14 protein-coding genes are annotated in these 12,210 nt (G+C 32.8%); 6 read left to right on the top strand and 8 right to left on the bottom strand.

Translation table 11 applies throughout. The annotated features are described in order from the left end of the window. Positions 1–26: 26 nt before the first annotated feature. Complete coding sequence (gcvP, locus tag ACJ6WR_RS13280) at positions 27–2,876, bottom strand: aminomethyl-transferring glycine dehydrogenase (protein ID WP_409415481.1); 2,850 nt, start codon at positions 2,874–2,876, stop codon at positions 27–29. Positions 2,877–3,011: 135 nt separating this feature from the next. Here gcvP and ACJ6WR_RS13285 point away from each other — a divergent pair, with 135 nt between their 5' ends. Next, positions 3,012–3,827 (top strand): hypothetical protein, encoded by an 816-nt coding sequence (locus ACJ6WR_RS13285; RefSeq protein WP_409415482.1) that lies wholly within the window; start codon positions 3,012–3,014, stop codon positions 3,825–3,827. 62 nt (positions 3,828–3,889) lie between these two features. Here ACJ6WR_RS13285 and ACJ6WR_RS13290 read toward each other — a convergent pair whose 3' ends face one another. The 7 genes from ACJ6WR_RS13290 to ACJ6WR_RS13320 all read right to left on the bottom strand — a co-directional run bounded on the left by ACJ6WR_RS13290 (position 3,890) and on the right by ACJ6WR_RS13320 (position 8,672). Further along, positions 3,890–4,288, bottom strand: a complete 399-nt coding sequence (locus ACJ6WR_RS13290) for a DUF1090 family protein (protein WP_409415483.1) — start codon at positions 4,286–4,288, stop codon at positions 3,890–3,892. Between the two features lie 225 nt (positions 4,289–4,513). Then, positions 4,514–4,969 (bottom strand): SRPBCC family protein, encoded by a 456-nt coding sequence (locus ACJ6WR_RS13295; RefSeq protein WP_409415484.1) that lies wholly within the window; start codon positions 4,967–4,969, stop codon positions 4,514–4,516. Between the two features lie 348 nt (positions 4,970–5,317). Next, positions 5,318–6,226, bottom strand: a complete 909-nt coding sequence (locus ACJ6WR_RS13300; protein WP_409415485.1) for a TIGR01777 family oxidoreductase — start codon at positions 6,224–6,226, stop codon at positions 5,318–5,320. 72 nt (positions 6,227–6,298) lie between these two features. Next, positions 6,299–6,685, bottom strand: coding sequence for a hypothetical protein (locus ACJ6WR_RS13305; RefSeq protein ID WP_039111779.1), 387 nt, complete (start codon positions 6,683–6,685; stop codon positions 6,299–6,301). Between the two features lie 13 nt (positions 6,686–6,698). Next, the gene (locus ACJ6WR_RS13310) at positions 6,699–7,055 is read right to left on the bottom strand and encodes a hypothetical protein (RefSeq protein ID WP_039117328.1); all 357 of its coding nucleotides are present in this window, start codon (positions 7,053–7,055) and stop codon (positions 6,699–6,701) included. After that, positions 7,052–7,765 carry a YqjF family protein gene (locus ACJ6WR_RS13315; RefSeq protein ID WP_409415486.1) on the bottom strand — a complete coding sequence of 238 codons (714 nt, stop codon included), beginning with the start codon at positions 7,763–7,765 and terminating at the stop codon, positions 7,052–7,054. The genes ACJ6WR_RS13310 and ACJ6WR_RS13315 overlap by 4 nt, the downstream gene beginning before the upstream one ends. A 403-nt stretch (positions 7,766–8,168) precedes the next feature. Continuing rightward, a complete protein-coding gene (locus ACJ6WR_RS13320; RefSeq protein WP_039111775.1) occupies positions 8,169–8,672 on the bottom strand; it encodes a GbsR/MarR family transcriptional regulator in 504 nt (167 codons plus the stop codon). Between the two features lie 377 nt (positions 8,673–9,049). On the opposite strand from ACJ6WR_RS13320, the gene ACJ6WR_RS13325 reads away from it, so the two are divergent. The 5 genes from ACJ6WR_RS13325 (at position 9,050) to ACJ6WR_RS13345 (ending at position 12,206) form a co-directional block, all read left to right on the top strand. After that, entirely contained in the window at positions 9,050–9,703 is a 654-nt protein-coding gene (locus tag ACJ6WR_RS13325; protein ID WP_323489852.1) for a hypothetical protein, read from the top strand. 174 nt (positions 9,704–9,877) lie between these two features. After that, entirely contained in the window at positions 9,878–10,189 is a 312-nt protein-coding gene (locus ACJ6WR_RS13330) for a hypothetical protein (RefSeq protein ID WP_323489851.1), read from the top strand. Between the two features lie 90 nt (positions 10,190–10,279). After that, a complete protein-coding gene (locus tag ACJ6WR_RS13335; RefSeq protein ID WP_409415487.1) occupies positions 10,280–10,456 on the top strand; it encodes a DUF1843 domain-containing protein in 177 nt (58 codons plus the stop codon). A gap of 74 nt (positions 10,457–10,530) precedes the next feature. Next, on the top strand, positions 10,531–10,704 hold the full coding sequence (locus ACJ6WR_RS13340; protein ID WP_082001761.1) for a DUF1843 domain-containing protein: 174 nt from the start codon (positions 10,531–10,533) through the stop codon (positions 10,702–10,704). A gap of 77 nt (positions 10,705–10,781) precedes the next feature. Further along, on the top strand, positions 10,782–12,206 hold the full coding sequence (locus tag ACJ6WR_RS13345) for a radical SAM protein (RefSeq protein WP_409415488.1): 1,425 nt from the start codon (positions 10,782–10,784) through the stop codon (positions 12,204–12,206). Positions 12,207–12,210: the final 4 nt, after the last annotated feature.

The following is a 12,210-nucleotide window of genomic DNA, read 5'->3' on the forward strand; positions in this document are numbered from 1 at the left end:
GGCATTTGTAGGAATATATTTTGTTTTTACTCTTCCATGTAGGCCTCAATAGGAGCACAACTACAAACTAGATTTCTATCTCCAAAAGCATCATCGGCTCTGCGTACAGTTGGCCAGAATTTGTTTTCGGCAATATAGTCTAATGGGAAAGCTGCTTGCTCTCTTGTGTATGGGAAATCCCAAACATCAGTAGTAAGCATTGCTAATGTATGAGGAGAATTTTTTAAGACATTGTTTTTGTCTTCGATAGTCGAAGCTTCGATTTCTTTACGAATAGAGATCATAGCTTCACAAAAACGGTCTAATTCTTCTAAGTTTTCACTTTCTGTAGGTTCAATCATTAAAGTTCCTGCAACTGGGAAAGAAACTGTTGGTGCGTGGAAACCATAATCCATTAAACGTTTTGCGATATCAGTTACTTCGATTCCTTTTTGTTTAAAAGGACGACATTCTAAGATCATCTCGTGAGCTGCACGACCCATTTCTCCAGAATATAAAGTGTCGTAATGACCACTTAATTTTTCTTTGATGTAGTTAGCATTTAAAATTGCATGTTGCGTAGCGCTCTTTAAACCTTCAGCTCCTAACATCGAGATGTATCCGTAAGAGATTAAACAAACTAATGCTGATCCCCAAGGAGCTGCAGAAATAGCTGTAATGGCATGATCTCCTCCAGTTGCAATAACTGGGTTTCCTGGTAAAAATGGAACTAATTGTGGAGCAACGCAAATTGGTCCAACTCCTGGTCCACCACCACCGTGAGGGATTGCAAATGTTTTGTGTAAGTTTAAGTGACAAACGTCGGCTCCAATTGTAGCAGGATTTGTTAATCCAACCTGAGCGTTCATGTTTGCACCATCCATATAAACCTGACCTCCGTTATCGTGGATTAATTGTGTGATTTCTTTAATAGCACTTTCATAAACTCCATGAGTAGATGGGTAAGTTACCATCAAACAAGAAAGGTTGTCTTTATGTAGAATTGCTTTTTCACGTAAATCTTCTACGTCGATGTTTCCGTTTTCTAATGTTTTTGTAACGATAACTTTCATTCCAGCCATTGCAGCCGAAGCAGGATTTGTTCCGTGTGCCGATGATGGAATTAAAGCAATGTTTCTGTGGTGATCTCCTTTTGATTGGTGATATGCACGAATAACCATAAGTCCTGCGTACTCTCCTTGTGCACCAGAGTTTGGTTGCAAAGTTGTTCCTGCAAATCCTGTGATAACATTTAATTGTTCTTCAAGTTTTTTCAACATTTCCTGATATCCTTGTGCTTGATCTAGCGGAGCAAAAGGGTGAATGTTGTTCCATTGCGGGCTGCTTAATGGTAACATTTCAGAAGCTGCATTCAGTTTCATTGTACATGAACCTAGAGAAATCATCGAGTGATTTAAAGCTAAATCTTTACGTTCTAACATTTTGATGTAACGCATCAAAGCTGTTTCTGAATGGTATTTATTGAAAACATCATGCTCTAAAAATGATGATGTTCTTTTTAAATGCTCTGGGAAATGATTTGTATTTGTTAAGCTATCAATTACCGTAGTTTGTTTATTTGTAGCTGTAGCAAAAACTGAAATGATTTCATTTACTTCGGCAACACTTACTGTTTCGTTTAATGAAATAGAAATTGTGTTATCGTCGATGTAGTAAAAGTTAATTTCGTTTTGTTCTGCAATTGTACGTACTTTTTTAGCATCGGCTTTTACAACGATAGTATCAAAGAATGCAGTATTAGTTTGTTCTACGCCTAATTTTTTCAACTCATTTGCAAGTGTTGCAGATGCAGCGTGAACTTTGTCTGCGATGTATTGCAATCCTCTTGGTCCGTGATATACTGCATACATTCCCGCCATTACAGATAATAAAACCTGTGCAGTACAAATGTTTGAAGTTGCTTTATCACGTTTTATGTGTTGCTCACGTGTTTGTAATGCCATACGTAAAGCACGGTTTCCATTAGTATCGATTGTAACTCCAATGATACGTCCTGGCATGCTTCGTTTGTATTCGTCTTTTGTTGCAAAATAAGCAGCGTGTGGTCCACCGTATCCTAACGGAATACCAAAACGTTGTGTAGTTCCTACAACAACTGCAGCACCCATTTCTCCCGGAGGAGTTAATTTTGCTAAGCTTAAAATATCGGCAGCAACAGCAACTTTAATTTCGTTTTCTTTTGCTTTAGCGATAAAGGCAGCATAATCATGAACTTGTCCGTATTTTCCAGGATATTGAAGAATTGCTCCAAAATATGCTGTTGAAAAATCGAATGTTTCGTGATTTCCTATAACTAGTTCAACTCCGATAGGTGTTGCACGAGTTTGTAAAACTGATAATGTTTGTGGTAAAATTTCTTCGGAAACGAAAAACTTATTGATTTCGTTTTTCTTTTGATCTCTTGATCTTACATCAAATAAAAGTGCCATTGCCTCAGCAGCAGCAGTTGCCTCATCTAATAATGATGCATTGGCAATTTCCATTCCAGTTAATTCTATAACTGTAGTTTGGAAATTAAGAATTGCTTCTAAACGACCTTGAGCTATTTCAGCTTGGTAAGGTGTATATGCTGTGTACCATCCTGGGTTTTCAAAAACATTTCTTTGAATTACAGCTGGAACAATAGCTTGGTTGTATCCTAAACCAATATATGATTTAAAAACCTTATTTTTATTTCCTAGTTGGTGTATGTGATTTGAAAACTCATATTCTGTCATTGCAGGATCTAAGTTTAACGGTGCTTTTAAACGAATGTCATCTGGAAGCGTTTCATAAACGAGTTGTTCAATAGATTCAACTCCAATTGTTTTCAACATTTGTTGATGGTCGGTTTCTCTCGGGCCAATGTGTCTTAAAGCAAAAGCATCTGTTTTCATATAGTAGTAAAAGTGTTGTTTTTTAGTGGTGCAAAATTAAGTATTAATAATAATCTAATTGCTATTTTTAATCGCATTTTTTGTCAAATTTACAACTAAAGGGTTGATTTCTTATTAATTGATTAGTTTTGTTATATGAAGGTAGTTACGCAGTTATTTAATTTTTATATCATTAGTAGCATTCACGTTGCTTTGTCATGTTATGCTTTGGTACGATTAACGTTCCATATGTTTGGTATTGAGTATGATGAATCGATGGCTTTGTTTGTGTTTTTCGGAACTATTGTAGGATATAATTTTGTGAAATACGATGCTTTGGTTCGGGTTAATAGGGTGCCAATAGGGAATCAATTAAAAATTATTGCAGTTTTTAGTTTTTGTTCTCTTTTATTAGTAGGGTATTATTTTTTTCAATTAAAGCGAATCACTCAAATTGTCTCGGTAGAAATATTTGCAATTACGGCACTTTATACACTTCCATTTTTCCCGAATAGAAAAAATGCCCGAAACTGGGCTGGTGTCAAAATATATATTGTAGCACTTTGTTGGGTTGGAGCCACTTTGGTTTTGCCATTAATAAATGCTGAAATTGCGTTTACTTCCGATTTTTATTTAAAATGTGTACAGCGTTTTATTTTGGTTTTCGTACTAATATTAATTTTTGAAATTATCGATCTTGCCAATGATGATCCACATTTGCAAACTGTTCCGCAGCAAATAGGAGTAAAGCGTACCAAAATTTTAGGATTATTACTTCTAATTCCTTTTTACCTTCTTGAGTTTTTTAAATCTACTCTTGATAATAATCAATTGATGATTAATTTAATTATGGTTCTTGTGTTGTCGCTTTTTATTGTTTTTGCAAATGAAAAAAGATCTAAATATTATACTTCTTTCTGGGTCGAAAGTATTCCGATTTTTTGGTGGTTGATGGTTGCATTTTATGGATAAAGGATATAAAAACAAAAAAACCGATGTATCAACATCGGTTTTGTATAAGTACAAGTAAAGCTTTATTTCGTTTTTTGAGCTGTAACAGCTTTATTTAATTCTGCTTTGGCTTCATCCAATTTCTTCTTTTTCTTGTCGATTTTTTCTTTTCCCTCCTGATCTTTAATCGCTTTATTTAGATCATCGGTTCTTTCCTTAACTTTTTGTTCTTTTTCTTTTACCTTTTTGTCAAGATCATTATTTACTGTTTTGGTTGTACAGTTATTTTTGGTTTGTGCTATAGCATTTTCAATCCCTCTAATCTTATTTTGATTTCCGTACTGTTTGGCATACTCTAATTTTGTGTTCAATTCACATAATTTTCTTTCACATCCTTTTAAATCTTTACAATTACTTTGTGCAAACCCGATAGAAGAAATTGCAAAAAAGGCTACAGATAAAATTTTTGTTTTTACTGACATATTATTTTTTTTAAAATTAATGATTTCTAGTTTTTTCAATTGTTACTATAAAATCAGATTGTTTTAGAGATAAACCTATCATATTTGAAAGAATTATCTTGCAAGTTGTTTATCATAAAGTGTGCCATTCTCTCCTTTTTTTAGGTTGAAACTTTGATAAGCGTTGCTAATGTATTTGATTTTTAAAGTTTTATATGTTGTAAAAGTAAAAGTAAGGAATCTATTTTAGTTATCTTTTTCGGATACTTCTTTTAGGATTTTGTTTCTCTCTAAAAGGAATTGAAATAAATGTTTCTTTAAAAATAAAACATCAAATAATTTTCCTAAGATGCCAAACGGAGTTTCATATTCTAATTTATCAGTCATGATTGTTTGTCCGTTTTCTTCTTTAAAAAAATGTTCGTGTTTGAATGATTTGAATTTTCCTTCTTCCATTTCATCTACAAAATAGTCGTAAAAATTCATTGTAGTAATTCGGCTTTTATGTGTTAAGTACAATCCGAAGTGTTTGCCTCGCCACGTTACTGTTTCGTTATAATTTATCAATCCAGTTGTTACACCAGTAATTGCAACTTCATTAGATTTGCTAGCAGATTGTTGATGAACATTAATATCTCTAGAATTATCAAAGACGATTTGTTTTGGTGCTTTTATTTTTGTTGTAAGATGAATCGTTGTCATAATAAGTTGGTGTTATCTTTGTCAAAGTTTTAAATTACTGCTGTAAGGAATTTCCTTTGAATTTTACCAAATTTTTTTATAGAAATAGACAGAATCTTTTTCTTTTTGATGTGAGAGAAATTCAGATTATACAAATCAAACTAATGGCTTGACAACGAATAGCAATAATAAAAGCATGTTATAACATTGCCAACGGTTTCAACCGTTGGAGCGCAATATTATCACAATCTGTATCACACGGTTGAAACCGTGAGCTATGATCAAAATGTGATAGAACTTAATAAATTATAATCACTTGAGATAAAATGAAGTTCTTTAGAGACTTGATTCTAAGCTTTGTCAAAGATTTTACTTCAATAAATCTTTAAAAGCATCCTCTACATTATCGAACTTAAATTCAAATCCATTCTCTAAAAGTTTTTTCGGAATCACGTTTCTGCTTTTTAAAACTAATTCGGGTTGTGTTCGAATAAAGAAAGCTCCTATTTTAAGCAAAAATGTATTGAGTGGGATTCCGAAAGGAAAACCAACACTTCTTTGAAGTTTCTTCATAAAGTCTGTATTGCGAATCGGTTTAGGGGAAACAACATTAACAATCCCAATCATTTCTTTTTGGAGTATAAAATTTATTGCATTTGCAAAATCGTCTTCGTGAATCCAACTAATAAATTGATTTCCTTTTCCTTGTTTTCCTCCGAATCCAATTTTGGCTAAGGTTTTAAGCGGAATTAAAGCGCCGCCTTTCTTCCCTAAAACTATTGAGGTTCTTAAAGCGGTTTTTAAGGTATTTGGAGTTTCAGTATTAAAAAAAGCTTTTTCCCAAGATAAAGCCACGTTTATTGAAAAGTCATTTCCAATTTCGCCAGTAGCTTCATCCATTTCTTTATCTAATGAAAATCGATAAATTGTAGCTGTAGATGAATTTAGCCAATGTCTAGGCGGATTTACACAATTTAAAACGGCTTTGTTTAAAACCTTGGTACTCTCGATTCGAGATAATAAAATTTCTCTTTTGTTTTCTTTTGTATAACGACAATCTACAGACTTTCCTGCCAGATTTATTAAAACTGTAGCATCTTCAAGTTCGTTTTCCCAACCAGAAAAAGTTTTTGCATCCCAGTTTATATATTTAATTCCGTCAATAGTTTTTGATTTTCCTCGAGTCAGAATTACAATTTCTTCAAATTTATTTTTAAAATGGTTGACTAAGACCTGTCCTAAAAAACCTGTTCCAGCTGCGATAATAAGCTTACTCATTTTGTAAAGTATTAACCCTAACAATCCCGTCCTGACGTTTCGGGATCAGGATTGTTAGGGTTGGGTTATTAATTAAATTTTTAAAACTAATCTATCTTCTTGTTGTGCTTCTCTAGCTTTTCTTTTTCCTCTAAAGAAGAAATATAAATTAAGGAATAACATTAATCCAAGGTAAATAGAAAAACTTCCTATTTTATAACTTAAAGCCTCAATTAAGATTTGATAATTATTAATGTCTTCGCTTATTCTTAATATCATTAATGCAAAGCCAAGATTAAGAAGGTAAAAACCTGTTTCGAAAAGTTTGTTGGTTGCATCCGCAATTTCTTCTCTTCCTCTAAATATGTCTAGCATATATATTTTTCCGTTTGCGAATAAAGTTTTAGAAACATAGTATGTTAGAAAAAGTGCTATTGGTAAATAGATTGCATAACCGACTAAAATTTTTGTAGTTTCCATGATGTTTAATTTACTAGTTATTAATTAATTTTTGAATGTATTTAGTTATTATAATGATGTTTATGTAATGTAATCCTGAGATTATAAATATGATAATTGCTGTTTTGGTTGCTATTACTTCTATGAGTTGATTGGTAGTTATTATTGTTTCCCACGAAATTAAAGTCATTGCACAATAGCCAATATTTAATAGATAATAGCCTAGAAGTAGCATTTGATTTATTCGTTGGCATAAATCTTCGTGATTGGGAATAAGTTCAGAAACGAATACATTGCCATTTTTATAACAAGTTTTTCCAACCCGTACAATTATGAAGATGGTAATCATTAAGTAAATGAAATACCCAATAATATTAAGATTTGCATTCATGACCTTATTTTTTTCTTGTTCTCGACAGTAATCTTAGAGCCAATTGCTAGAAAAGCTGAAACTGGTTTTGATTTATTCAGGAAAGCAAAATCTTTCCCGTAGTTACCTTCAAAATCGACATCTATTTTATAATCGATTATTGGTAGTTGTTGCCATCTTGGGTGGGTTACTTCATATTCGAAAGTGGTATTATTATCATATTTAGTATATCCAAAATAATGCTCAGTAATAAATTCGGCTTCGGAGTTTAATTCTATTTCTAATTCCTTTTTTCCTGTTTCAATTTCAATTGAATTCCACTTGTTATGATTTTTCCATTGGTAAACAAATGTTTTTGATTCTTCATTATCGGTAACAGAATGCTTCATTTTATTAGTTTGGTAATGTTCATTGTATAATGTGTTTGCAATAAAAGTAATGGCAGTTTTCGGGACTATCTCTTTTATAAATACAACACCACGTTTCCATTCTCCATTTTCAAATCGTTTTACATAAAATCTTAGATTGACTTCTTCAAAATCAATATGAAAAGGAACTTTAATGCCTAATACTTTTGTATTCTTAAACATAAAACCAACTAAACTCACATAACATTTGTTGTTCCATATATCTATTTCGGTTCCTGGAGGAATATATTTCTCTAATGTTTTAGCATCAACTTCGTAATTTAATAATGCTAAGTTTTTCCATTCGGCGGTTAAGAAACTCATTGGTTTGGTTTTTTATAGATTATACTTGAAAGATAAATTGCTAATAGTAGAGGAGTAGGAAATAATATATAGGTTAAAAAGTGATTATAATTTAGACGGTGATTAATTAACCAAAGAATAAAGAACGAAGCTACTACTGCCATATAAGTTTGGAGAGCTCTATCATGCGGATTATCGATTAGCATTTTTACACCAATTGAAAATTGTAGGAACCCAGTTAGCATAGTTGAGTATAAGGCTAGTATAAATGCCAATTCTTTAAATACGGGATAGGTAAGTAGAAGGACAAAGGGAAGGCAAATGGCAAATGTGTTAATGTTTTTTATAGTTTTCATGGTTATTGATTGTTTTAAACTTTCAGAAAAAAATGAAAGTTTTAATTAAATTTTTTTAGTTTGATGTTTTACTTCATAATTTTCAGGACCAAACGTCCCAACCAGTTTTCATTGAATTCGGTCATTTTATCTAACATATTATCTGCTTTTAAAACAAAATCATACAACTTGGTGGTTTGCTCAACAAAGTGTTTTTCTTCTGCAGAATTCTTCGAGTCAATCGAGGAAACTTCTTTTAAAATTTTAAGAGCAGGTTTAATTTCACGTTTACTTCTTTCTCTTGCAATTTTCACAGCAAGTTCATCTAAATCTTTTTCGGCAGTAAAGAATTCTCTTCTTTCTCCGGTTTTGTATTCTTTATAGACAATTCCCCAATCCATCAAAGCTTTTAGGTTCATGCTGGTATTACCACGCGAAATTTGCAATTCGTCCATAATATCTTCCATAGAAACAGGTTCGTTTGAAACCATTAATAAAGCATGGATTTGTGCCATGGTTTTATTAATACCCCATTGAGAACCTAATGCTCCCCATGTTTGAACGAATTTATTTTTTGCTTCTTTGAATTCCATAGATCAAAAGTAAGTAAAAGTTTTTAAACTTTCAAAAATAAATGAAAGTTTATTGTATGAAAGTGCAGTTTGTTATTTAATACGGTTGAAATCAGGTGTTTATACGTGGTTTTCGGTTTCGTGTCATTTCTTTGTTTGATTCATAGCAAAGAATTTCTGTTTGATAACATTTTGTCCAAAAGGGGTATTTGTTTGTTCTAGCTTTGAAATAGAAATAGCCCCAAAAACGTACCATTAAGATGTTTTTGAAAATTCTAAAATGCTTTTTAGCATACCAAATAAGTGGAGCAGAACCCACTTAAAAAAACGAACTGTTTCGCACAGTAAAAAGCGGAGGCGGATCTGAAAAGCCTTATGAGTAGGACAAAACTATTATTATGCAAGCAATACCTGTAAAAGTAAAAAATGTGAAAGTGTACCCTTACATTGATTGGAATGGTGGAGGGATTGGACCTGTAATTCTTCCTGTTATCGATGGAGCTAGCGGAACCTACGCTGTTGGAACACTTGGAAGATCTGTATTCTACAATCTTGATTTAAAACCTGAGAAATCTAGTATCGGTATACATCAGAGATATTTTGCTACTGGAGAGAATGAAGATGGTACTCCTTTTACAACTCCGTGGATGTATAGCACAAATACAACCAATGATATAGAGTTTGGGAGAACCATAAGATTGGGGATTAAAGAATCTGAAGCTGTTAATGTTGGAAATGTACCTCCTTATATTGTACTAGGTCCACTTACAGATATTACAGTAACTCAGATATTTCCTGCACCAGCTATTGGAGAGGCAATACTAATAGAAAATGGTTCGGGTAATATTATTGCTACCAAAACTGGTACTCCTCATGAAATGGGAATTGAAGTTATTAAAGGAAATCGCTTAGGCAGATTAAGACCAGGATTGAAAGATATCATGATTACTGGAAAAAACAAAGAAGGTAAAACTGTGACAATGGGGCATCTGACTTGTTTGGATGCAAATGAACCAGCACTTTTTTTGCATCATTTTGGACCTACTGAATAATAGATAGATGCAATAACAGTGGAAATGATTATTCCATATTGAGTCACTATTAGAGAAGCTTTAGTTTCAAATCAAATAAGTGGAGCAGAACCCACTAAAATAAACGGACTGTTTCGCACAGTACAAAGCGGGGGCGGATCTGAAAAGCCTTATGAGTAGGACAAAACTATTATTATGCAAGCAATACCTGTAAAAGTAAAAAATGTGAATGTGTATCCTTATGTTGAATGGAATGGTGGAGGCGTTGGACCTGTTATTCTTCCTATTATTGAAGGAGCTAGTGGAACCTATGGTTTTGGTACACTTGGGAGATCTTTATTCTATAATCTTAATTTAGAAAGCCCAAAACCAAAACTTAATATCCATCATAAATATGTAGCAACGGGAGAGAAAGAAGATGGTTCTCGTTTTACAACTGAGTGGATGTTTTGCACAAATGTTAGTAATGATCCACAATTTGGAAGAACTATAACATTGGGTGAATAAGCTACTACAATGATTTTTTGCATGATTCATAACGTACAAAAGTTATTAGTCATGAAGTAAAACGATAATTAATTATTAAAAACTATAACAATGGGAATAATTATGCCATACGGTGTTGCTATTAGAGAAGCTTTAGTCTCAAATGATTTGGCTAAGATGGAAGCTGTCGCTAAACAAGCAAAGCAAACCATAAAAGACCAAGGAGATCTAACTGTAGCTTTACTAGACTTGCTAGACGCGATAGATTCTTTAAAGAAGAAAAATTAAACTGACTTGTACAGAAAAACAAGGGTGAATCTGAAAAACCTAAAGAGTAGGAATAACTATAAACACAAGATATTATGGCAACAGTACTTTACGGAGTAGGAATCAGAGAAGCGATAGCTTCAAATGATTTAGAAAAAATGGTTGCAGTAGCTGAACAAGCTAAGAAAACTATAAGAGATCAAAAAGATTTGCATGTAGCATTGGTAGAATTGCTTGATGCAATTGATGCTTTGAAAAAGAAAAAGTAATCTAAAAAAGACGGTTTATTAAGTTTTACTTTTTAAACCGTTTTTTAACTAATTATCAAACCATAAATAGAATTAAGATGGATAAGACTTCGACACGATACAGAGTAAGAGATGATTATGAAACAGCTACTCCGGTTCATGTAGTGTGGGAAATTACTTTAGCATGTAATTTAAAATGCTCACATTGCGGATCCAGAGCTGGAAAAGTAAGACCTGGAGAATTAACTACTGAACAATGTTTTGGTGTTATTGATAGTCTTAAACGTCTTGGTACAAGAGAAATTTCCATTATTGGTGGAGAAGCTTTTTTAAGAAAAGACTGGCTTGAAATTATCGAAAGAATACATCAAAGCGGAATTGAATGTTCTATGCAATCCGGCGCATATAATTTAAATGAAGAACGAATTATTGACGCAAAAAAAGCAGGAATAAATAATATAGGTGTTTCCATCGATGGAATGCCAGATACACATAATAAAATAAGAGGAAGAAGAGATTCTTTTGAGCATGCAGTTAATTGCTTGCAACTCCTTAAAAAACACAATATAACTTCTAGCGTAAATACAGTAATTACAAAAAGAAGCAAAAATGAATTGAATGAACTTTTGGATGTTCTAATAGAAAATGATGTAAAGAACTGGCAAATACAACTTGCTGTTGCTATGGGAAATGCCGTAGATAACTCAGAAGAATTAATAGTTCAGCCTTATGAATTAATAGATTTTTACGACGATCTTATCGTAATATACAGAAAAGCCTTAGCGCATAATATCTTAATACAGGCAGGAAATAACATTGGTTATTTTGGACCGTATGAACATATTTGGAGACAGGGAAATGAAAAATATTATACAGGATGTTCAGCAGGACATACAGGAATAGGGATTGAGGCAGATGGTAAAATTAAAGGTTGTCCGTCATTACCCACAAGTGCTTATACAGGAGGTAATGTAAAAGATATGGATCTGGAAGACATTTGGAAATATAGCGAAGAAATGGTTTTTTCAAGATATAGAAATAAAGAAGAATTATGGGGAGGTTGCAAAGGCTGCTACTACGAATCTTCTTGCTTGGCAGGCTGTACATGGACAAGCCATGTGTTGTTTGGTAAGAGAGGTAATAATCCTTTTTGTCATCATCGTGCTTTAGAATTAAAAAAGAAAGGACTTAAGGAACGAATAAGAAAAATACAAGAAGCTCCAGGCGATTCTTTTGATATGGGACTTTTTGAAATTATAGTTGAAGATGAAAACGGAGTAATAGTAGAAATACAATCACCAAATAGCGAAACTCCTATTCCAGTTTCAGCTAATACAGCCAGAGTTCCCAGAATACCCAAAGCACTTAAGTTATGTAACGGATGTGATAATTATGTTTATGAAGAAGAAACAGTTTGCAGCTTTTGTAACGCCGACGTCCAAAAAGTAAATGATGAATATGCAGTTAAAATGGAAAGAGCAAAACAAACCCTAGAAAAATTAGAATTATTAATGATGAAATAATGCA

Origin of the sequence: Flavobacterium sp. PS2 (assembly GCF_046250155.1) — a bacterium.
GTDB lineage: Bacteria > Bacteroidota > Bacteroidia > Flavobacteriales > Flavobacteriaceae > Flavobacterium.

Bases quoted from the DNA above. Each gene is read 5' to 3' on its own strand.
- gcvP (WP_409415481.1), bottom strand. From the start codon at position 2,876: ATGAAAACAGATGCTTTTGCTTTAAGACACATTGGCCCGAGAGAAACC.
- ACJ6WR_RS13285 (WP_409415482.1), top strand. From the start codon at position 3,012: ATGAAGGTAGTTACGCAGTTATTTAATTTTTATATCATTAGTAGCATT.
- ACJ6WR_RS13290 (WP_409415483.1), bottom strand. From the start codon at position 4,288: ATGTCAGTAAAAACAAAAATTTTATCTGTAGCCTTTTTTGCAATTTCT.
- ACJ6WR_RS13295 (WP_409415484.1), bottom strand. From the start codon at position 4,969: ATGACAACGATTCATCTTACAACAAAAATAAAAGCACCAAAACAAATC.
- ACJ6WR_RS13300 (WP_409415485.1), bottom strand. From the start codon at position 6,226: ATGAGTAAGCTTATTATCGCAGCTGGAACAGGTTTTTTAGGACAGGTC.
- ACJ6WR_RS13305 (WP_039111779.1), bottom strand. From the start codon at position 6,685: ATGGAAACTACAAAAATTTTAGTCGGTTATGCAATCTATTTACCAATA.
- ACJ6WR_RS13310 (WP_039117328.1), bottom strand. From the start codon at position 7,055: ATGAATGCAAATCTTAATATTATTGGGTATTTCATTTACTTAATGATT.
- ACJ6WR_RS13315 (WP_409415486.1), bottom strand. From the start codon at position 7,765: ATGAGTTTCTTAACCGCCGAATGGAAAAACTTAGCATTATTAAATTAC.
- ACJ6WR_RS13320 (WP_039111775.1), bottom strand. From the start codon at position 8,672: ATGGAATTCAAAGAAGCAAAAAATAAATTCGTTCAAACATGGGGAGCA.
- ACJ6WR_RS13325 (WP_323489852.1), top strand. From the start codon at position 9,050: ATGCAAGCAATACCTGTAAAAGTAAAAAATGTGAAAGTGTACCCTTAC.
- ACJ6WR_RS13330 (WP_323489851.1), top strand. From the start codon at position 9,878: ATGCAAGCAATACCTGTAAAAGTAAAAAATGTGAATGTGTATCCTTAT.
- ACJ6WR_RS13335 (WP_409415487.1), top strand. From the start codon at position 10,280: ATGGGAATAATTATGCCATACGGTGTTGCTATTAGAGAAGCTTTAGTC.
- ACJ6WR_RS13340 (WP_082001761.1), top strand. From the start codon at position 10,531: ATGGCAACAGTACTTTACGGAGTAGGAATCAGAGAAGCGATAGCTTCA.
- ACJ6WR_RS13345 (WP_409415488.1), top strand. From the start codon at position 10,782: ATGGATAAGACTTCGACACGATACAGAGTAAGAGATGATTATGAAACA.